Genomic DNA, 22,786 nt, shown 5'->3' on the forward strand with positions numbered 1-22,786 from the left:
TTAATGAGTCTTTTAGCTCCATTAATGAGTCTTTGAACTCCATTAATGAGTCTTTTAGCTCCATTAATGAGTCTTTGAACTCCATTAATGAGTCTTTTATACTCGTGAATACGCAATTATGGCAAAGTACAGACGTTGCATTACAACGTCTGTACACACATCAAATTTCCACCAACAATCCTTAACCCAAGCATATTGGGTGACAGCAGTTTAGTGGCAATTGTCGCAATGTCCGCAACGCCAGTTAGCTGCTTCTTTGTCAAAACCAAAGGCATTTAACAAAAACTGCCAACGACACTGCTTTGTAGTTAGATATTGATGCATTTGTTTGGCAGCGTGTAATTGGGTCGGTGGCTGATTTGCCGCTTTTTGCCCAATAGTGTAATGAAAAGGATCAAGCCAGTTTAACTGACCATTGCTGTGGAGTAAAGCTAAAGCGATCGCACCATCAGGAAATTGTCGCGTTACTGCATTTACTTCTCCCTGTTTCGGTAATTTTTTCACAAGTTGCTGCGCTATTTGTTGTTGCGATCGCATTTGGTCGTGAAAAAACTCCTGTCTTTGCTTATCCTCTGGATCTAACCATCCCGTAGGTTCACTCACTAAGGTTAACGCATCTGCCGGTTTCCCATCTCTTCCAGCCCGGCCAATTTCTTGCACATATTCAGATAACAAATGTGGCGCGTGAAAATGAATAACCCACCTGACATTGCTTTTATTTATCCCCATACCAAAGGCGCAGGTACAAACCACAAATGGTATTTTACCACTTAACCAACTTGCTTCTACTTCACGGCGTTCTGCTGCACCCAATCCCGCATGATAACTAGCTGTGGCATAACCCATGTCTGCTAACCATTCAGCTAAATCTTCACTATCTCGCCTAGTGCGAACATAAATTAATCCCGATTGTTGCGGTCTATTTTGAATAAACTTTAATAATTGTTGTTTCCTCCCTCGTGGTGTCCAAGCGATGCGAATGCTGAGATGCAAGTTAGGACGGTAAGGATTCAAACGGAAAATCTCTGGTTGCTGTAATTGTAAAACTGTTTGAATAATTTTTTGGGCTAAGGGGTCAGCAGTAGCGGTAAAAGCGGCAATGCTGATTTTTGTTCCTGGTGGTTTTGATTTTAGCAATGCAGGACGCACCGCCCCTAATCTGCGATAAGCTGGGCGAAAACTATCACCCCACTGCACTAAACAATGGGCTTCATCTAAAATTAAGGCATTAATTTGCAATTGCGGCTGACATAATCTTTCCCAGACTGGCGCACTTAGCAAAGTTTCTGGCGATAAATAAAGTAATCTTAGCTGTTGACGTTCTAAAGCTTGCAGAGTTGCACGGCGTTGAGATGAAGACAATTCACTATGTAAAAGTGCTGCTTTCTGATGGCTTTGTTGTAGTTCCTGTACTTGATTTTCCATCAACGCCACCAAGGGCGAAACTACCAAAGTTAATCCTGTTTGTAGGAGTGCAGGAAGTTGAAAACAAATCGATTTTCCTCCACCTGTGGGCATAATAATCAGTGCATCTTTTTGTGCCAATAAACTGCTGACAATTTCTCCTTGTGGCGGACGGAAATCTTCATAACCCCAAATTTTTTGAAAAGCTGCGCGGACTTCTTGCCAAGATTTTGTTGTAGGCTGATTCATAATCAATGGTAGATGTACCAATATCCTTGAACACTGAATATAGCCTCTCTTATCCAGCTAATGGTTCAGTAATTTCATCATCTTAGGTTGCAACGCACTGACTGCAAGAATCAATTAGAATTAATTATTACGCACCAACGTATTAAATAGAATATTCAGCCAGATGAACGAAGAATTAAAACATAGATTTTACATCAACACCGATAGATCTAAATTAGATATTCAAATGATTCATGATTTTTTACAAACTTCCTATTGGGCTGAAAACATCCCATTAGTCCTTGTGGAAAAGTCAATAAAAAATTCTTTATGTTTTGGACTTTATGAAGGTAATCAACAAGTTGGCTTTGCGAGAGTCATCACTGATTATGCAACTTCTGCGTTGTTAAAAGATGTTTTTATTCTGGAGCCTTATCGAGGACAGGGTTTAGGAAAATGGTTTGTAGAATATATTTTAGAATATCCAGAACTGCAAGAAGTTCAAAGGTGGATGTTAGGCACAAAAGATGCTCATGGACTTTATCGGCGTTATGGTTTTAAAAATTTGACAGAGCCAGAAAAAATCATGATGCGTTTAAATTCTAATACTAATCAAGCATAAGCAATTTCTAAATTGGCAAAGCCTATGTAAACCAGTTTCACTCGATAAGCGCTCCCGGTTATTTACTAAAAGCGCTGATCAAGCAAACTATTTGACTACGGCAAAATAAAAATTAGTGACTCTTCTGATTTTGGGAATGAAAGGGACAACCACCTGCCGTTAATTTCTGAAGAAAGGCATTATTATCAAAGTAATGCTCTAAAGACTCAATCTTCAAATCATCAGTCACGCGAGCAATACTAACTCCTACCATTTCTATTGTTTCCCCTGTAGGTGCATAGTCTTTATAGGAACCATTAAATGTTCCCCAATGTCGCCACTTAAAGGTAACATTAGGCGGGCCCGAAAGGATTTCTGTCAATTCCCAAAGGAAGCCATTAGGAAAGGCTGTATGAAAAAGTTCAAATGAAGTTTCAAAGGTTTCTGTTTCAGAGCTATACTGCTCACTTTCACCGAGAAAGAGGTTATAAGTACCTTGCTGGGCGACATCCTGAGCAGTGTATTGTTGCCCCCCATTGCTACTCATTTTAAACTTATCAGTAACAATCGAAAGCCACTGTTGAGGATTAGATTTATGAGAAGCTTCCATCTCAAAAGTTCGGACTAAGTTTTGGGCGATCGCTTCTAAAGAACCTTCTAGATGCTGAAATTTGCTTTCTTGATGAAGAAATTCATTGGTGTAAGAATAATCCGGGCGTTTTCCTTCTCGCCACTGTACTTGTTCATCATCAGCAATGACTATATCTCTATCTTGTACCCAGAGCGGTAATTCTGGAGTTTTTTCGCTACTCATGCAAGCTAACTGACTATAAAGATCATTTCTTAGAATAAAATTTTATGGATATGAGGTAAATCTAAAAATCTAAAAAAGTAAACAATATTCATAATGAACTCAATAGACTTGACTTTTTGCCAAAATTAAAATATCAGCAAAAAGAACCACAGATAAACATCAATGTTTATCTGTGGTTCGATTGTTTTTACACTTTCTGTGCAGATACTTCCTCTTGCTTTTCTTGACTTTGCAATGCAGAATACAACCGATTCAGCGCATTTACATAAGCTTGCGCGGATGCCACAATGATATCTGTGTTCGCCGCATGACCAGAAAATACCCTAGATTCATAACGTAAACGAATCGTCACTTCTCCAAGGGCATCAATACCACCTGTTACTGACTGCACAGAAAACTCAATTAACTCGTTGGGCACATTCACCACACGATTGATGGCTTTGTAAACTGCATCCACTGGCCCAGTACCGATCGCAGCATCGGTTAATTCTTCACCATTTGGGGTACGCAGGGTAACTGTAGCGGTGGGACGGGCGTTGCTACCACATGAAACTTGCACTAACTCTACCCGGAACAAATCGGGTGCTTGTTGGATTTCATCGTTAACGATCGCTTCCAAATCCCAATCAGAAATTTCTTTCTTTTTATCTGCTACGTCTTTGAATCTGACGAATGCTTTATTTAATTCAGTATCCGACAGTTCAAAGCCCAATTCTTTTAACCGAGTGCGAAAAGCATTTCTCCCGGAATGTTTACCCAAAACTATTTGATTGTCTGTCAAGCCAATCAATTTGGCATCCATAATTTCGTAGGTGAGCCTGTTTTTTAACACACCATCTTGGTGAATCCCAGACTCATGGGCAAAAGCATTCGCCCCAACGATCGCTTTATTTGCTTGTACTAACATTCCCGTCAAATTAGAAACTAAGCGTGAAGTTTTGTAAATTTGGCGGGTGTCGATATTTGTTAGGGATTCTTGAGAATCTACTGGTCTTCCCAAGTAGGGGTTAAAATATTGCCGTCGGACATGCAACGCCATCACCAATTCTTCTAGTGATGCATTTCCGGCACGTTCGCCAATCCCATTGATTGTACATTCTAGTTGCCGTGCGCCATTTTTGACGGCTTCTAAAAAGTTAGCAACTGCCAAGCCTAAATCATTATGACCATGAACGGAAATAATCGCTTGGTCAATATTGGGGACATTTTCGATAATTCCCTTAATGATGGCTCCAAATTCGCTAGGGGTGGTGTAACCCACAGTATCGGGAATGTTAACTGTTGTTGCACCAGCTGCGATCGCTCCCTCTAAAACTTGATAAAGAAATTCTGGATCGGTACGGGCCGCATCCATTGGCGAAAATTCTACATCTGTCATGAAGGACTTGGCATAAGCTACCATTTCTTGGGCGATCGCTAGCACTTCTGCCCGTGACTTTCGCAACTGATACTCTAAATGAATATCAGAAGTGGAAATAAATGTGTGAATTCTGGCGTTAACTGCTGGTTTTAAGGCTTCGGCGGCCGCTTCAATATCTGCTTTAATCGCTCTTGCTAAACTGCAAATTACCGGGCCATTTTCTGTCCCGACAATTTTGGCAATCTTGCTGACTGCTTCAAAATCTCCGGGACTGGCATAGGCAAAGCCTGCCTCAATTATATCCACGCCCAGACGCGCCAGTTGCTTGGCAATAACTAGCTTTTCGTCTATATTCAGAGTTGCTCCTGGACACTGCTCTCCATCTCGCAATGTCGTATCAAAAATGATGATTCGATCTGTTTTGTTTGTCATTTGCGGTTTGTTGTTTAGTTTCTACTTGTGGCTCAATATATCTTCAACCTTAGTTTTTCTTTTACTCTTACCTTTGTAAATAATTGCTAAGACTACTAACCTTCGGTTTTTTCTATTTGTTCTCTGATATCATTTAAATCTATATATCTATCAGTAGCATTCCGTAGCTCTCTAGCGATCATTCCTTCTGTTGATACTACCGTAATATGTGTATTTTTTGAGCGTAATAGTTCGATTGCTCTTTCAAAATCTCCATCGCCACTGAATAATACTACTCGGTCATACTGGTCTACGGTATTAAACATATCTACAACAATTTCAATATCTAAATTCGCTTTTTGCGAGTAACGACCAGACGTATCATCATAATATTCTTTAAGAATTTTAGTTCTGACTGTATATCCCAGACTAATTAGAGCATCTCTAAAACCTCGCTGATCTTGTGGGTCTTTTAAGCCAGTGTACCAGAATGCATTAATTAATGTTGTTTCTGATTGCTCGTGTTTGAAGTATTCTAAGACTCGCCGAGGGTCAAAAAACCAGCCATTTTTTTGTTGAGCATAGAACATATTGTTTCCGTCTACAAAAATAGACAGACGATTCATTGGAGAACCCATACAAATTTACACCTAATAATATAAATGAATTTAGATGGAACAATAGATTATAGCAATTATTAAATGACAAGTTTGCTAATATCTATAAAGTAGCTCTTCATCTATAGCTTTTATCCTACCTCTTTCAAGGCATAAAAACGGCTGCAACATTGGAGTTGAGATACTGGATGCTAAACCTTATTCACCTCCGGCACTGCAAGAGCTACCCTGTGATCAAAATCTACCAATAAAATTGACTGAGTAACAGCATTCATCACTGTATAACCCTAAATTTTACTCCTAAAGAGGTATAGCATAGGCTTAGGGTAGGATATAAGTTAATGCCTATCTATAGGTAAAGCTTTCAGTATCACGAGACGCTTTGTGGGGAGTACCAATATTGCGCCAGAGACAGAAGACGGACTTGGGACAGCTTCTGGTATAGCACCCAGTTAGGAGCGTACCTGTTGGTTAGGTTAGGGTAAAATCTCGCTGCAACCAAATGCACAGGCAGAGTATATCCGGCTCTGATCTGTGGGACAATCACTCTTTTGTAACTCACTCAACATAAAAAGAATAAGTTAGGTAGTGCTTGAGTAGGAATCTCTTGGGGGCTAGCTCTGCCAATAAAAGTTTGTTGATGAATAGAAGATGCTTTACAAATGTATAAGATTGTCATTTAAGTCTTATTTGAATGTGCTTGTACTAAAACGTGGTCTGAATAAATAAAAGTGTTGGACTTAAATCAATCAGTAACACGATATGGCAGAAGAACCTACATCTACCTTAACTAAAAACTATGTCTCTGCTGCCAATAGACTGTCAAGTAAACCGACAAAAGTAACTTCGACAGCATCGGCTCGTCAGTCCAAGTGGATGGTTCGCTTAGGTCATCTCCTCGCTGGTGCTTGGGTAATCGGGGCAGCACTGCTGAGTGCTTCTGGTGGGGAATTGGTTCAATTGAGCGAAAATCAGGCGCTTTCTGACTTTTTTCAACTGCGTGGGCCGATTGTACCTCCAGAAGACATCGTAATTTTAGCAATAGACGATCAGTCAATATCAGTTCCCGAACAGTACTATAAAACAGATCCGAAACAGTATGCCTACCTAGAAACACTGAAATCTTATCCTTATCAACGTGCTGCATATGCCCAGGTAATCACAAAGTTAATCAAAGCAGGTGTCCGCTCTGTAGCGGTAGATGTCGTTTTTGACACGCAAAGTAGTTATGGAGCTACTGACGATCGCCAACTCCAGGCAGTATTGCAAAAATATGGCAGCAAAGTTACTTTAGCAGCCGTCTACGAAAATTCCCAGACGCACCAAGGGTCTTTCATGCAACTGATAGACCCACAACAGATGTTTCGTACCGGCTTAGTGTCCATTGGCTCAGTTAATTTCCCCGTGGAGGTGGATGGTAAAGTTCATCGATTGGCGAGTGAGTTTTCTCAGTTGTTACCTGAAGATAATTTGATCGAGAAGCTACCCTCTTTTGATGAAGCAGCGCTCAGAGCAGCACAAGTAAATTATCTCCGACCAAAGGGCGATCGCATTTATTTTTGGGGATCTGCGGGTACATTTGAGCAAATACCCTTTTGGCATGTACTCGACCCGGAAAACTGGAACACCTATTTGCAGCAGGGAAAGGTGTTCAAAAACAAGATCGTGCTGATTGGTGCAACAGATAAGTTAAACAATGATTATTATCCAGTTGCTGCTAGCAAGAGCAATAAACCGATGTCGGGCGTGGAAATTCACGCCAATGCGATCGCCACTTTGATGTCAGGTAAAGCGATCGCCCCAGGAATTAGCAGCCTACCATTGCGGGGTTTGTTTGTGCTAATTCTAGTTTGCAGTACAGCCTTGATCATTAGCAGACGCAAGCGTAGTATCAATAGATTTCTATATAGCCTCGCTCTGTCTGGTACTTGGGTAGGAATTAGCTATGGGTTATTTGTCTATGGTCAGTTAATTTTTCCGACTACAGTACCAGCGATCGCGATCGCGATGATCGGAGTTTGCTACCTGGGAACCTCATTAGTGAGAGAAAGCATCAGAAAACGCCAATTAGTAGACATTTTTCAGAAGTATAAAACTTCCGCCGTTGTCCAAGAGATTATCAGCCAACAAGATGACTTCCAAGGACTAATCCAGCAACGAGATTTAGCCTTATCAGGGAAAGTCCTGGCTCGACGCTACAAAATTGTCAAAGTTCTCGGTTCCGGTGGATTCAGCGAAACCTACATTGCCGAAGATACCCAACGTCCTAGTAATCCGCGATGTGTTGTCAAGCAACTAAAACCAGCCAACACCAAACCAGAAGGATTGCAAATTGCTAGACGTTTTTTTAACTCAGAAGCGCAAACACTAGAAAAATTGGGAATACACGCTCAAATCCCTCAACTTTTGGCGTATTTTGAAGAAGATGAAGAATTTTATTTAGTGCAAGAACAGATAATTGGTCATCCTTTAAATCAGGAACTCCCAGCAGGTAGAGCAATTGATGAAATTGCAGTGATCAAAATTGTCAGGGACTTATTGCAAACATTAACATTTGTCCATCAAAACAACGTGATTCATCGGGATATTAAGCCCAGCAATATTATCCGGCGACACTCAGACGGTAAACTGGTACTGATTGACTTTGGAGCTGTCAAAGAAGTCAGCACAAAACAGCTTGATCGTCAAGAGCAAATCCCCTTCACCATTGGCATTGGTACTCAGGGTTACGCACCAAGTGAGCAATGTTTTGGGCGTCCACACTACAGTAGTGATATCTATGCAGTCGGCATGGTTGGGATTAAAGCCTTGACTGGTATAGCACCCCGTGAGCTAGATAGAGATGCTGATGGGGAGATCAAATGGTGCGATGCCTACGGCGGTAAACTACGCACGCAAGTGAGCCATGCCCTAGCGAAGATTCTCAGTAAAATGGTGCTGGATGACTTCAAACAGCGATATCAGTCTGCATCAGAGGCTCTTGAGGCTATTGAAGCTCTTGAAGTTCTGGACAATTCGGTAAATCATGAAAGTAGACATCCCATATCACAAGATGACTCATTAATGAATACTTTAGACGATTTAGGCAATGCCACAAAATCTTGCTCAGAACCGTCCTCAGAAACTCCTTATTAGATATAAAAGGAATAGCGATCGCTCGATTATTGCTAAGTTATATTACACTTTGTGGGAAAAAAGCATCTTGTCTATTTTATAAGAGGTAGATGTTTGCGATGCCTATGGTGGGCGGGTATGCGATCGCACTTTTGATCCAAAGCATATAAATATAGCGGCTGCCATAATGGTTAGAACAAGTCTGCTATGGATAGCTGTGACAGCCACTCTCTTAGGATTTGCGAATGTCCTAAGCTGTCTGTCCACTGCTATAACAGCCTAATCTTAAGTTACAATCTCACCTAAGACTAAAATAGTTATGGAAAAACACCCTTGTAAATAAATCTATGAATGTGTTCTTAAATCCAGAGATAGAGCAATTCATCCAAACTAAGATTGAAAGTGGTAAGTATGCCATTTATGCCAGACATGAATTAGCCTTGCAGGATCTTATTATAGCGGCTAATTATAACACCTTACTTTCATTATTGCTGGGTACTTTTCTGCTTTCAGAAGGCTTTGAATCGGGTTTAGAGCCTTACCGATTTCATGTTCAGTAAAGTGATCTGTAAAATGAGCTATTTCTGCCTCATGTCCCCGATGATATAGTAGACAACTACCTAAGCTAGGGACAGGGTGTTCAACCTGTTTAATTGGGATTTGCTTGGGGTTCTCAATCAGGTATGAATAAAACTTCAGATGTATGTAGTTTAGCGACGAAGGTTGATTCATGAAGATAACTTCTTTGGGGTTTTGATCTACAGCAGCTTGGAGAGACTCTTTAAAGTTAAAGCTGTCCATAGCTTTGGCACTTTGAGGTGGGTAGAATATGAAGTAATTGAACTGATAGCCAATTATTTCAAATAGAAAAAAGATTAGTATGCAGGTAATTAGACCTTGCTTTCGATAATAATTTTTAATTGATAGGATAAATTTGAAACCATAGCAAGAGATCAATAAGATGTAATAACTTATCAACAAACTTCTCAACGCATGAGGAGAAACTCCCGAAGTTAATGCAGCACCCACAGGTGATAAAAATAAGTTAACTAAAAGGAAGATATTAAATTTATTGAGAATTAGCTTTTTGTTAATCAAAATATTTATTACACCTAGCAGGAATAGAAACCAAGTTATGCTAAAAACAACCCCTCCATAGCCAGTTGCATGTCGTAAATTTGTATCTCCGCTTCGTATCAAGAAGTCTGGCGACCAATAAATAATATAATTGTGAATAAATATGAGTACTTTTTTAAATATGGGTATAGATTCAAAAATGTAAGATATCTTACGAAATCTCACTGTTAAGCCATCTGGGTTGTTAACTGAAAATAGGATATATGGAATCAAACAAAAAAGGAATGTTGATGTGATACCTATTAGCTTCTTGATGTTATTTCGCTCATAGTAGATGATCCATAATGAAATCAACATCAAGAATGACAAGATACGAGCAGTAGGATATGTATATACAGAAGTACCCAAAGCTAACCCGCAAAGCAACACCTTAAAATAATTTAACTTCCCTTCTTTGTCTTCATGAAATATCATCCACACGAGAAGTGCAGTTGCAGAAGTAGCAGTTAATTGAGAAATTACTTCAAAAGCAATCCTAGATACTGTAAAGAAGTGTGGTAGAAATCCAAAGGATAGAAGAGCATAGAGCCAAACTATTTTGCTCCTTTGAAATATCTTATAAATTAGAATAAGCGTAAAAAATAAAGACAGAATGTAAAAAGTAAAGCTAGTGAATCTGAGGTTGAATTCTGAGATTCCAAACAACTTAAATATCAAAGTAGCAGTATATATATAAACAGGAGCCTTGTAATCATTAAAGCTTCTAAAGTATGTGGGTAAGTAGATGCCGTGTTCATCCATTCCGGTTTGAGCAATTAGAGCAGCGTTGTAACCGATAGCAGATTCATCAAGAAAGAAACCAGTTGGTATTGCATCTAACTGATAGAGGTGAGCAATTAAAATGGCTATGAATACTAGTGCAACTACAAAATTGTAACTTCTGTTTCCATATGCTCTAGAAATGAAAAAATCGCTAGCCTTCTCCCAATTCATATTCAAAATCCTCATATAGCGATCTGCTCTGATTTCTGAAATAAAATTGAATTAGTCTCAAACACCGAAGTCCATTTAAGATAGCCTATAGTACGTTATGTGCATAACGTGTAATTGATGACCGAAAGTATTGTACCTTCGTTGGGGACACCAACGCGATCGCTCTCGTCAAAACCCTTTTATTTTCTCTGGTAAAAAACTTTAGCCCGTAGTTTACCGCCGTAGGCATCGCACACCAATGTTAGATAAGTAAAAGGGTGATAAGGGTATAACACCTACCGAGTAAAGGTTTTGCCGGGAAATTTGCCGCAACTTTGTCAAAAGATACAAAAAAGTACCCAAATTTTTGCCAATATAATAAAATATTATTTCCTAAAATTCACTTGGCAAAAATCGGTATGAGTGCAAAACCGATAGAAGGTAACGGTAAGGCTTTTCTCGTTCTACTTTTGCCCATCTCGTTTTTGATTATTTTCCTGGTTACTACTTGGAGAATTTTACTGGCGGTAATTTTGCTGGTAATTGGCTTTAAGGTTTGGCAGGAATATCAATGGCAACAATGGACTGTTCGAGTTAACCCAATTTTTCATCAGTTGGTTCGGGAAAATCAGGGCAGACTTACGCCAATGGACTTGGCAATCAGGGGCAATTTTCCTGGAACAACGGCAAAACGCTACTTGGATGGTAAAGCCTCGGAATTTGGTGCTAGTGTACTGAATTCTGAAGATGCAGGGCAGTCTTATTACTTTATAACTGCCAGCATTCTCGGCAATATCCTTGACAGTAGTGAGCCTGTTAAAGAACTTCCGGCTCAACCAGTTACTAAAACTGCCCGATCGCTCCTAGCACCACCACCAACCCCAGAGGAGGAAGAACCAGAAACCGAATCACTGCCACAGCCAACCCATGAGCAAGCTAAACGATCGCTGGAAAAACAGTTAGTTTTTGGCTCTCTGATCCAATCTGAACTTGCTAAACGGCTAAATGTCTATTCCAGCACGGTTTATAAACGGCGAAATGATCCAGAGTTTCCTGAGTGGAGTCGCAGCAAAGATCCTGATGGTATTGCCTGGTCATACTTGGAAAAAACTAAGGAGTTTTTCCCACTGGAAGAAGAAGGTTAAACAATTCAAAATTCAAAAATATTAATTACTTTTGATTTTTGAATTCTAAACCCACAGCTTCGTTGATGGAATTTAATCCGCTTTGTTCTAGTAGGACAAGCAAACCTGCTAGAATCTGGCGTACCATCAGTGGGCCTTCGTAAATCCAGCCTGTATAAACCTGGATCAAGCTAGCACCAGCAGTAATTTTCTCCCAAGCATCTTCAGGAGAAAAGATGCCACCAACGCCAATAATCGGGATTTGTCCTTGGGTTTGCTGCCAAATAAAACGAATTACCTCAGTGGAGCGATCGCGCAATGGTTCACCACTAATTCCGCCAGCTTCATCCTGGGGTGATTTGCCCGTTTGGTCAATTACCTGGGTTTTCAGTCCATCACGGCGGATAGTGGTATTAGTGGCGATAATTCCCGCCAGTTGGTAGGTTTTAGCAAGAGTTATAATGTCAGCGATCGCTTCCCATGACAAATCTGGCGCTATCTTGACAAAAATCGGCTTTTGTGTAGTATTTTCTTGTTGCAATAATTCTAAGATGGCACTGAGCATAGAAGCATCTTGGAGCGATCGCAACCCCGGCGTATTGGGGGAAGAGACATTAACAACAAAATAGTCTCCCAAATCCTTGAGTAAGCGAAAACTATCGAGATAATCCTGTGCGGCGGCTTCTAGGGGAGTTACCTTAGATTTACCCAAATTTATCCCTATAGGTATTGACTGGGTTAACTCCTGCTTTTCTGGTGCTAATCGTGTCGCCATTGCTGCTGCACCACTATTATTAAAGCCCATCCGATTGAGAGCAGCTTTATCCAACGGCAAGCGAAACAAACGGGGACGCGGATTTCCTGGCTGTGCGTGAAAAGTTACAGTTCCCAATTCTGCAAAGCCAAAACCCAGGTTAGACCAAATGCCAGCAGCTACTCCATCCTTATCGAAGCCAGCTGCTAACCCTACGGGATTTGGGAAATTTAGCCCAAACAAATTTTGTTCTAGGCGTGAATCATACAGACATAAGGACTGCTTTAGGCGTTGGTTTACCCAACTAGCAGGGAGGCGTAGGCGTAGCCCGTCGTAGACATCGCTTGTTTGCGATAGCCAACTAAAACTGCGAATCGTCTGCTGGTGTAACCACTCTGAATCGGTTTTTACCACATTGAACAAAAGCGGACGAATGGCAAATTTATAAATATCCATTAGCTTTTATAAAGAATAACTCAGAAGTCAGCAGTCATAATTCACACCAGAATTCTGTACGAGTGGGTAATGAGTATTGGTCAAAACCTTGCCCAGAAACAAAATCAGGATGATTACAGTTCAGGTAGAACAGGAAGTAACTCAGCAGGATCGGATGACCGTGATCCAAATGATTCGCCAGTTCAATCAACATTTTTTTCCGTTGTCGGAGTGGCAATCTATAGCAGTTTTTGCACGAGATGAATCAGGCTTGATTGTTGGTGGAGTTCTGGGTGAAATCGGTTGCGATTGGCTTTATATCAGAGTTTTAGTTGTTCAAAAAGACTTACGCGGCAAAGGGATTGGAAGCAACATCCTTAAAACTGCTGAAAAAGAAGGTCAAAGGCAAAACTGTGTAGGGGTTCATCTTGAGACATTAGAATTTCAAGCTAAGGAATTTTATGAATCTCAAGGTTACACTGTATTTGCTTTTCAAGAAAATTATCCACTTGGGCATAAAAGATACTTCATGCAAAAGCTATTTAATCTGAGTTAAACAATTGGTATGTGATTGAACGCTCTGTTTATTAGTGTTAGGTACTTCTGGCTAAGTAGCTGGGCGAAATTAAATATAAAATGTCATTCCAAGCGGAACGCAGTGGAGTGTTCGCAATGACAAACTATCTTATATTTATTTAGAACCATCTACTTACATAACCCCCCTTAACACTATGCGAATTCGGTAGACTGCCGCGCTTACTCTTTAGCTTGTCGGAGTTCCTGTTTAGCTTGTCGGAGTTCCTCTTTAGCTTGCCGTGCTTCCTCTTTAGCTTGTCGGAGTTCTTCTTTAGTTAGCCGCACTTCTTCAGCAATCTGCCGCATTTCTTCGGCAGAAGTTCTCATTTCTTCAGCCAGCTGCCGGGTTTCTTCGGCAGAACTTCTCATTTCTTCAGCAAGCTGTCGCTGCTCCTCTTGTGAGAGCCTGAAATCTTCAGCAGACTCTCGATCCTTCTCTTCTAAAAGCCTGGTATCTTCAGCAGACTCTCGCTTTTCCTCTGAGACTTGTCTCTGCTCCTCTAGAGCATCAGACGAAGTTTCGCCCATTTCCCTAGCACTCCATAATCTAACTTCAACGAATCCGTTACCTAGAACTTTCAGCAAACACCCCTGACAATATTACTCAGGATGCTTTTCTGGGCATCTTATATATTACAAGCTATGTTAACCAATAAATCAGATGGGGCAGCCGCAAAAACCTATAGCCGCCGAACAGCAGATCCTCTCCTTGGGACGTGTCCTTGAGAGCCTCAGAGAAGAAGATAATGTTGACGTTCTGATTGAAATTACTATTTCTTATCTCAAAGAACAGTTTGACTACAAACTGATTTGGATTGCTCTTTACGATCGCCTGAATCACATATTGTTCGGTAAAGGAGGCATCACACCTGATCATGACACCAGCTTTTTACGGCAAAGGGTTGTTCTCAGTCCTGGGGATTTATTAGAGCAAGTGGTGATTGAACAGCATCCTTTGGGCGTAGCTGATTTGCAAACCGAAATCCGCGCCGCCGAATGGCGAAAAATTGCCGAAAAATTCCACATCCAGGGAACGATTATTTTACCAATTCGCTATAAAGATCGTTGCTTGGGTTTGTTGTTACTGGGTTCAGAACGCTGGGGCTACCTACTCACAGGGGAAGCAAAAGCACGTTTGATGATGGTTTTAGGCGAACTGGGGGCAGTGCTTTATCAAAAAGAGATGGATTTGCAGCACAAGCAAACCAAGAGAACCGACGAGCCATTATTAGAATTGTTAGAAAATTTACGCACCCTGACTAACCTTAATCAAAGACTTGAAGCAGCAGTGCAAGCAACTCATAAATTTATCTCCCCCACCCGGACAAATGTTTACTGGTTTGAGCGGGAAGGGCGCTACTTTTGGTGTCGGATGAGCAATCAGCTTGTCAAAATCGATCGCAATTCCAGCACTCAGCAAGCAGCAGGAATGACGGTGCAGGACTTGAGCGACTTTTATTATGCTTTGGCAGTTAACCAAATTGTCTCGATTGGTGATGCACGTAGTTCTTTAAAGAGCCATTTTACGGCAAAATTGCTGCAACGGCTGAAGGTGCGATCGCTCTTGGCAGCTCCAATCATCTGGCAAAAGAACTTAGTAGGTTTTCTGGCGGTAGAAAGCAATGAACCTCGGATATGGACGGAGACAGATAAAAATTTCGTCCAAGGTGTTGCTGGCTTAATCTCCCTGGTTGCAGCTACCGAAAGCATGGAAAGCACCATCAAACAGATTCAAGACGATGCCCAACTGACTGGACAAGTTGCCCAAGGTATTTATAGCGAACATGACCTTCAGGAAACTTTACACAGCTGTGCTAAAAGAGTTTTAGCTCGACTAGGTGCGACGCGATTTTTGTTGTTGCAGTATGACCCTGAGCAGAATAATTATCAATTTATTTACCAAAATCAGCCCCATAATCGCCGATCGTTGACATTTACCCTTCCTAATCTCAAAGAATTAGATGGGCAGCTTTTGCAACGTTCAACTCAAGCGGTGGAAATTGAGAACTTAGATGAAGATTTACGCTTTTTTAACTGGCGTCCTTCGTTGTTAGAAAATGGTGTGCGATCGCTACTTATTTGTAAATGCACTCACGGTCATATACCAGCACCACTTTTAGTTATCACTCACGAAACCCATCGTTCTTGGACAACTCTGGAAAAGGAATTGCTGTGGGCAGTTAGTCAACAGATTGGTGTCATTGTTCGTCAGTGGCAATTACATAAGCGCACCACCCAGCAGCAAAAAGTTTCCCAAGCATTTGAGCAATGCCTACGCATCCTGACACAATCACAGAACAGCAAAATCGAGGTCGAAAAAAAGCATTTAGAACGTACAGCACTCGAACAAATAGCATCAATTTTGGGCTGTCCACTAGCGGTACTGCTATCCTGGTCGCCTGGTGAAAGCTGGGCAGAAATTATCCCTGGAGTGATTGACAATAGTCAATTTGGAGTTTTTTCCGATGCATCTATTCCGATCCAGGCTGAAGCCTTAATTCAATGGGCACTTGCTACGGAGAGTTACCTGACTTTGAGGGTGGATAATTTACCCCCGGAAACCCGGAAATGGTTGAATACTCCAGATAAAGGTCAAATTTTGGTGATGGCATTACGTACCAATACTGACTATGAAACCACAGGTGTAGTGTTGTTGGTAGACTATCAAGAGCGTCGCTGGTCAGAACAAAGCCTCAGTGCGATCGCGACTCTGATTTCTCTATTAGCCTGGTGGCGTCGTGAAAAGCAAATTACCCGACTTCTAGAATCCACAACAAAGGAATTACAACAACTCAACTGGTACAAACATCGTCGCCTAGAGGAAATTCAAAGAATAACGGCGCTGTCCCTGAAACAAATACATGATTTGGGCATTCCTGCTAATGAACTGACTCAGATGCGCTACCAGCTATTGCTGCGGCAGTTAGATCATACAGCCACCTCCATGAGTGGAATGCTAAAACTTGAACACTGGCAGCTACATATCAGTTGGGAAACTATGCCCATAGCCAGTTTACTGAAGCGATCGCTCGAACGCATCGAAAATTTAGTCAAACAACAAAAGCTGTGGATTGGTGTACATGGTTTGGGACAACCGATTGAGGATCAAGAGTCGCCAAAGAATTCTTCATTAGCTAGAGGCGTTCCTACCTCAAACGCTCAATCTTCAATGGCGATCGCTGGTGATATTGTCAAAATTGAATTAGTTATCCATGAATTATTGGTTACTGCCTGTAACCGTTCTCAAACCGGCGGCAGAATTGATATTTGGTGTCGCCGTTTAGATGCATCTAAAACCGTAGATGCAAAGCATTCTTCTGCAAGTGTAGGGGCTGAACATCAGACATCGCTAGAATTGTCGATTACATACAACGGTGCGATCGAACCACAGTTACTTACAGAGCTACATGATAATACACCCAAGGATGTGCTTGCTCCCTCCAACCTTGACCAACCACCAGGTTTACATCTGGTAATCTGCCAAAATCTTATGCAGGAGTTGGGAGGAGAGTTGAATTTCTATCAATTACCAGATAATCGGGTAGTTAGCCGCTTGTTGTTGCCGTTAGTTGGTCATGATTCTTAGAGGATGTTTGAAAAGTATTGGGCGAATTCTATGAGACTGTTGGCGAATAAGTGAGGGGTTAAACCCAGCCCTAAAACCTCGCTGAGAGCGTTGCTTTCCCGCCCTGCAATAAATTGCGGGCTAATAGCTAAAGTACGTTGAAACGCACTACTCGCGTTTGTTATATTGGCGATGCCTACGGCGGGCTTCGCCAACGCGTTTGCTACATTGGCGATCGCCTTTGCTACATTGGCGATCGCCTTTGCTACATTGGCGATCGCCTTTGTTACATTGGCGATCGCCTTTGTTACATTGGCGATCGCGTTTGCTATATCGGCGATCGCGTTTGCTATATCGGCGATCGCATTTGCTATTTCTGCGATCGCATTTGCTATTTCTGCGATGCTTACGGCTGGCTACGCCCAATACGGTTCGCTTAAGATCCCCCCGCCTGCGGCGACCCCCTTAAAAAGTGGGTAAAAGAGGGTTATGAGCAAGCCTTAAAAAGGGGGGTTGGGGGGATCTTCCTGGGCAAAATATCACTAACCGAACCGTATTGTGGCTACGCCTACGCGTTTGCTACAAAAACCATCACTTGATATTTATCCAAAAGACTTGCCTGCTCTAACTCCTGCCATTTTTTAAGTCATCGAACTCACATCATATTAACTACAAGCGTTAACAATTTATCCTTGTGACTGTCAACGCTAATTAAACGGAAGTATAAAATTATCTTGACTTGAATATCTACAAGAAAACGTGACATTTTTTAAAATAGTAGTTAATATGTAACTTGATAAAACACTGATCAACATCATTCGTTTTTGAATATTAAAATATATTAGCTAAATATCACCAAGATATTTATGACTTAGCATGAATAATAAAACAAAAATTGATTTTTATAAATTGCATTATCGTATTTACAGATTTAGATAGTTAATTAAATGTTTATATCTATTTTGGTATAAGAATAGCGGATTAAATCTGCATTTATTAGGTAATAAGATGAAATCAAAACTCTTAAGCCATCGCCTTTACGAAGATCAATATAAAATTTATCTGCCTGGAGGAATCTATTAATGAGCTTTAGATACTTCAAGCATTTGTTGAGATTTAGTTCAATCCAAAGCATTATTGTTTTGGCTCTCATATCAATTCCTAACTTGTGTGGTGCATCTGCCCAGACTACTCCTAAAGGTGGAATTGACTGGATTTTAGTAGTAGATACTTCTGCTTCCATGCGTGGTGTCGGTGGAACGAAAAATATTTTTGAACCAGTAAAGAATTCTATTACTGAATTTGTGAACACGGCCAGATTAGGCGATACCGTTACTATTTATAGTTTCGATCAAGATGTCACCTTAAATGCCAATGATGTCAGTATTAATAGTAATGCAGATAGAGGAAAACTCAAGCAAATAATTAGCTCACTTCAAGCTCAGGGTATGCGTACTTATACAGGTAAGGCTGTGCAAAAGGCTTTGCAACATTCTGCCTTTTTAAACAAACGTGCTGATGCTCTTGGTCGTACTGTCAGCATAGTTTTTTTGACAGATGGATTAGAAGATGTGCGTGGTATTCCTAATCCTATTTCTATTCCTAGCAATACCCAACTTTTACCTGATCAACAATGCAAGCCCTATATATTTTTTGTGTCTTTAGGATTAAAAGAACACGAAAAGCAGCTGAATGACTTTGCTAGTAATCCAGCGCTTTGCGGCAAGGGGCAAGTATTGCGAGATCCTGGAGGAGTTCAACTTAACAAGCTGGCTGAAAATATCCGACCAGCAATAATTCAACCTAAGCTTGATGTGAATTTACCCACGGCGAATTTGCAACCAGTATTACCTGGAACAACTACTGAACCGCTCAATATTAATGGTATTAGTAATGTCAATGGTAAGGTAAGTTTGCAACTGGAAGATCCTCAGCAAAGTGGTATTCGCTTAATTCCACCCGATCGCACCATCGAGTTAGTTGCTAATCAAGCAACAGTCATTCCCGTGCGTTTGCAGATACCAGCAGAGGCAAAGGGGGGCGCTAGTCGCTTGCGCTTGGTGTTGACGATCGCAGACCAAGCGATGTCTGGCGACAAGCCGCAAGGCGTCAACGCACCGATTACAATTGACCTACCTATAACCATTAAGTCAAAACTACAAATACAACCGACAAAGATAGATTTTGGCTCAATAGAAGCAGGTAAAACCACTGAAACCCAAAGTTTGCTAGTTAACACCAATATATCTGGAACAGCTAGCTTACAACTGCAAGGCAATTCCAAAGACGTTTCGATAGCAGAACCTTCAGCAGCTATATCCTTAGAACCAGGAGAAACTAAAATCCCTGTGCAGTTGCAGGTTACTGATAGCAATTTTGCAGGCGATCGCACTTTTACCTTAGTCCTAACCCCAGATAATCCGATTGTTAGTCCTATCAGTGCGGGAGTTCATCTGTATATTTTGATGCCACTGGGACGAAAAATAATCATTTGGTCGCTCTTAGGGCTGTTGGTGTTGTTAATTGCCCTGATAGTAGTTTGTCTGATTCAACGTAAAACCCCCTTGGAATTAGTCGAACATTTCCGTAACCGTAAGTATTTAGAAGGGGCGCTGGTAGTGCTGGAACCACTGCCACAATCATCGGAAGACCAAGAGATTAGTCTCACTCACCAGCACAAAAACAAAGTGTGCTTAAGTGAATTAATACCAGTAATAGCTGCGACCAATTCTGATGCCGAGTTAGTCACAGTTTGGCGGGCAGGCAAAAAGAATATAGATTTACATTGTTTGAAAGGTGTAATTTTTGTGAACACTAAAAATATAAATACTGATGAACTCTACGACGAGGACATTATCGAGATTGGCAACGTTAGGCTGCAATTTAACTGGATTGAACACCAAAGACCCTCTGAGTTAAGCAGTGGGCAGACAAACTCTTGAATAATATCACAGGAAAATGAATGTTAAGTCCCACGGTTGTGCGTCCCACGGTTGTTTTTCGTCCTACCGTTGTTATCGGGTTAGGAGGAACGGGTTATGAAGTTGTACTCAAACTCAAAAAGCGATTTATAGATGTTTACGGTTCAGTACCAGAAGTTATTCGTTTTATTTCGATTGATACTACGGAAAACATCCAAGAACGAGAAAAATCACCCGATGGCACCAAGGTGATCTTAGAACCTAATGAACTTTATGCCATCTCTGTAGCAAATCCCCTACCGCTAACACGTAATGACCACATCGCTGAATGGTGGCCTAGGGACATTTCAGCAGCCAGCCTGATCAGTGGTGCCGGACAGATTCGCGCACGGGGACGGCTGGCTTTATTTGCTAAAGTAGCCGATATTGACGCTTTAATTGCTCAAGCAATCAATGCTGTCCGCGAAATTCGCACTAACAAACAAGCATTTTCAGATAACTTTCAAGTTTCCAGCCGCGATGGTGTTGAAGTTTTTATTGTTGGCAGTTTGGCTGGTGGGACGGGCAGTGGTACATTCTTAGATGTGGCATTTTTAACACGAGAACGTCTTAATAATTTTTCTAATATTACGGGGGTATTTGTTTTACCGAGAGTGTTTGCCAATATTCCCCAAACTCATTTGGTGAAATCTAATGCTTATGGCGCTCTCAAGGAAATCGAACACTTTTGGGGATTGTCACCGTCTAATAGCATTGAGATTGATTATGGGATCAGAAAAGTCAAAGCCGATCGCCCTCCATTTGATGCGGTATTTTTAATTGACGGCGTTAACAAAAATGGAACTGTAGTCGGTCGTCCAGATGATTTGCAAAATTTAGTTGCAGATGGTTTGTACATTCAGATTGGTTCTCAAATCGGTCTAGACGCTGCTAACGTTGCTGATAACATTCGGGCTTATCTGGCAACTGGTGAAAAAATTCGCGGACGCAATATAAATTACTGTAGTTTTGGCTTTGCTACCCTGACTCTGCCAGTACAACAATATGAGCGGATGAAATTAGAAGACGCTCAAAACTTGTTAAAGAATGAGTTAATGGCATCTACCCCAATAATCGATTTAGAAAATGAAATCACCCGATTTTTAGAAGATTGCAACTTAGCAGAAGTGACTACTGTCCTGAATGCGTTAACTGAAAGCGATCGCGGCGGACAAATCAAACCCGAATTCCGAATTGGCGAAATGCGTTACGATCACACAGCTTTGCCGACGATCAAAGAACTTTACAAACGGCAGTTAGATCAATTTGAACAACGAACGGCTCAAGAATTGGGATTGAGTTTTTATCGCTTACAGCAGACTACAACTGCTGCGATCGCAACTTTCTGGGAGCGGAGTCTTAACCGTCCCAATGGACTAGCTTATGTCTTGCAATTTTTAACCAGACTTTCTCAAAAATTGGATGAATTGCAGCAGAGTGTACAGGGCAAATCCCAAGAAGCGAAATCAAACTTCAATGCTTTGAAATTAGAAACCCATGAGCAAAAGCTTAAAGAAGCTTCAGAAACTTTTTTTAAAAATAAAAATACTATTCAAGCAGCTTGCCAGAGGTACAAAGAACGGGCTGACCAAAAGTGGAAAACTTATTTACATTGGAAGCGGTGTGATAAAGCGGCTGAACTGTATGGTGTGTTGCGGGCTAAGGTAGAAGAAATCCAGGAAAAATGCCAACGTCTACACAGCAACTTAGATAAAGTTTATCGAGATTTAGAACAGAGTTATCACGAGGTCAATCGTCAAGGAAGTAACGATAATCCTTTTATTCACACCATTCAGCGGATCAATCTGCAATCGAAACGTCCCAAAGTTGCTGGCGAAGATTTTATCCGTTGGCATCGAGAACAGTCTGAAAGTTTAACAAATTGGTCTGAGAAAAAAGCTGAAGATGTCAAGAACGAAATTCTAAAATTTGTCGATGAAGCTTACTATCCTCTTACCAGTATGACTGTTGAGCAAGTTTTAGCAGATAGTAATCCAGAAGATGCCGGACAAGATTTGCAACAACTTGGTAAACTTGCAGTTCCTCTTTGGCAATATGAACTATCGGAAATTCCCATTCAACAGCAGCATTTAATCACAGAATTTTATTACTACGGAGTAGAGAGTAACAATACAATTTTTAGCAATCCGCCTCTTTCTAGTCGCTTGCCGAGAGGAAATAATAATCCTTCTTTCGTACCGACGGGCGAACCCCATAAGGTAATGCTGTTTCGAGTGGAAGTCGGTGTCCCCTTATTTGCCTTCAACGGAATGAAGGATCTAGAGTCAGCTTATCTAGATCCGAATAAAGTCTTTAAGCACTTACATCGCAATTGGACAAACTTACCCAATTTAATTCCACAGGAAGATGATGGTGGGGCATTGCGTTGGTTTGCCTTAGCGTTGGCACCCGATCCATATAAATTAATTGTAAATCAGAGCAAGAAATATTTTGTTTCTACAGAACAAGCGAAAAGATCAGATGACGGAGTTTTGCTTTTGGGAGATACTCGCAAGTCAGCATTTCAATCTTTCAAACGTAATTTGCCTCTAGTTCAAGAAATTGCTAACAAAGTTGAGCGTATTACTTACGAAGACAAAGAAAAGGCCAAATCTACCCTGAAGAGTTACATTAAGCACCTGAATCAGCTTTTAAAAGATGGCAACATTAATGCCCTGATTCAAGAACAAGTAGAAATGGAAATCCAAGAAATTGAAGCTTACCTGAAAGATTTAGATGTGATTAATTAGCCCTGTATTTTGCGCTCTAAGAGT

At 41.0% G+C, this 22,786-nt stretch carries 15 protein-coding genes; 8 read left to right on the plus strand and 7 right to left on the minus strand.

Going from position 1 to position 22,786, the window contains the following annotated elements:
* Positions 1-210 precede the first annotated feature (210 nt).
* Entirely contained in the window at positions 211-1,653 is a 1,443-nt protein-coding gene (locus tag HWQ41_RS03675; protein ID WP_292760060.1) for an ATP-dependent DNA helicase RecQ, read from the minus strand.
* A gap of 163 nt (positions 1,654-1,816) precedes the next feature.
* Between HWQ41_RS03675 and HWQ41_RS03680 the strand changes: the two genes are divergently transcribed.
* Positions 1,817-2,254 carry a GNAT family N-acetyltransferase gene (locus HWQ41_RS03680; RefSeq protein WP_292760061.1) on the plus strand — a complete coding sequence of 146 codons (438 nt, stop codon included), beginning with the start codon at positions 1,817-1,819 and terminating at the stop codon, positions 2,252-2,254.
* A 112-nt stretch (positions 2,255-2,366) separates the two neighbouring features.
* Here the strand turns inward: HWQ41_RS03680 and HWQ41_RS03685 are convergent, their stop codons facing one another.
* The 3 genes from HWQ41_RS03685 to HWQ41_RS03695 form a co-directional block, all read right to left on the minus strand.
* Entirely contained in the window at positions 2,367-3,047 is a 681-nt protein-coding gene (locus HWQ41_RS03685; protein WP_292760063.1) for an ester cyclase, read from the minus strand.
* A gap of 187 nt (positions 3,048-3,234) precedes the next feature.
* Positions 3,235-4,839, minus strand: a complete 1,605-nt coding sequence (locus tag HWQ41_RS03690; RefSeq protein ID WP_292760065.1) for a 2-isopropylmalate synthase — start codon at positions 4,837-4,839, stop codon at positions 3,235-3,237.
* Positions 4,840-4,934: 95 nt separating this feature from the next.
* Positions 4,935-5,456, minus strand: coding sequence for an NYN domain-containing protein (locus HWQ41_RS03695; RefSeq protein WP_196517317.1), 522 nt, complete (start codon positions 5,454-5,456; stop codon positions 4,935-4,937).
* Between the two features lie 741 nt (positions 5,457-6,197).
* Between HWQ41_RS03695 and HWQ41_RS03700 the strand changes: the two genes are divergently transcribed.
* On the plus strand, positions 6,198-8,570 hold the full coding sequence (locus HWQ41_RS03700; protein WP_292760069.1) for a CHASE2 domain-containing serine/threonine-protein kinase: 2,373 nt from the start codon (positions 6,198-6,200) through the stop codon (positions 8,568-8,570).
* A 441-nt stretch (positions 8,571-9,011) separates the two neighbouring features.
* On the opposite strand, the gene HWQ41_RS03705 is transcribed toward HWQ41_RS03700, so the two are convergent.
* Positions 9,012-10,619, minus strand: coding sequence for a glycosyltransferase family 39 protein (locus HWQ41_RS03705; RefSeq protein ID WP_292760071.1), 1,608 nt, complete (start codon positions 10,617-10,619; stop codon positions 9,012-9,014).
* A 398-nt stretch (positions 10,620-11,017) separates the two neighbouring features.
* Between HWQ41_RS03705 and HWQ41_RS03710 the strand changes: the two genes are divergently transcribed.
* Positions 11,018-11,743, plus strand: coding sequence for a hypothetical protein (locus HWQ41_RS03710; RefSeq protein WP_292760073.1), 726 nt, complete (start codon positions 11,018-11,020; stop codon positions 11,741-11,743).
* 25 nt (positions 11,744-11,768) lie between these two features.
* Here HWQ41_RS03710 and HWQ41_RS03715 read toward each other — a convergent pair whose 3' ends face one another.
* Positions 11,769-12,932 carry a quinone-dependent dihydroorotate dehydrogenase gene (locus HWQ41_RS03715; protein ID WP_292760075.1) on the minus strand — a complete coding sequence of 388 codons (1,164 nt, stop codon included), beginning with the start codon at positions 12,930-12,932 and terminating at the stop codon, positions 11,769-11,771.
* Between the two features lie 109 nt (positions 12,933-13,041).
* On the opposite strand from HWQ41_RS03715, the gene HWQ41_RS03720 reads away from it, so the two are divergent.
* Positions 13,042-13,467 (plus strand): GNAT family N-acetyltransferase, encoded by a 426-nt coding sequence (locus HWQ41_RS03720; protein ID WP_292760077.1) that lies wholly within the window; start codon positions 13,042-13,044, stop codon positions 13,465-13,467.
* A gap of 200 nt (positions 13,468-13,667) precedes the next feature.
* On the opposite strand, the gene HWQ41_RS03725 is transcribed toward HWQ41_RS03720, so the two are convergent.
* The gene (locus tag HWQ41_RS03725; protein WP_292760079.1) at positions 13,668-14,072 is read right to left on the minus strand and encodes a hypothetical protein; all 405 of its coding nucleotides are present in this window, start codon (positions 14,070-14,072) and stop codon (positions 13,668-13,670) included.
* A 76-nt stretch (positions 14,073-14,148) separates the two neighbouring features.
* Here HWQ41_RS03725 and HWQ41_RS03730 point away from each other — a divergent pair, with 76 nt between their 5' ends.
* From HWQ41_RS03730 to HWQ41_RS03745, 4 genes are all read left to right on the plus strand, one after another.
* Positions 14,149-17,073, plus strand: a complete 2,925-nt coding sequence (locus HWQ41_RS03730) for a GAF domain-containing protein (RefSeq protein WP_292760081.1) — start codon at positions 14,149-14,151, stop codon at positions 17,071-17,073.
* A gap of 171 nt (positions 17,074-17,244) precedes the next feature.
* Positions 17,245-17,532, plus strand: coding sequence for a hypothetical protein (locus HWQ41_RS03735; protein WP_292760082.1), 288 nt, complete (start codon positions 17,245-17,247; stop codon positions 17,530-17,532).
* Positions 17,533-18,134: 602 nt separating this feature from the next.
* Entirely contained in the window at positions 18,135-19,994 is a 1,860-nt protein-coding gene (locus HWQ41_RS03740) for a vWA domain-containing protein (RefSeq protein WP_292760084.1), read from the plus strand.
* Positions 19,995-20,014: 20 nt separating this feature from the next.
* Positions 20,015-22,762, plus strand: a complete 2,748-nt coding sequence (locus tag HWQ41_RS03745; RefSeq protein WP_292760086.1) for a tubulin-like doman-containing protein — start codon at positions 20,015-20,017, stop codon at positions 22,760-22,762.
* The last annotated feature ends 24 nt before the right edge of the window (positions 22,763-22,786 follow it).

Origin of the sequence: Nostoc sp. NOS(2021) (assembly GCF_017115025.1) — a bacterium.
GTDB lineage: Bacteria > Cyanobacteriota > Cyanobacteriia > Cyanobacteriales > Nostocaceae > Nostoc.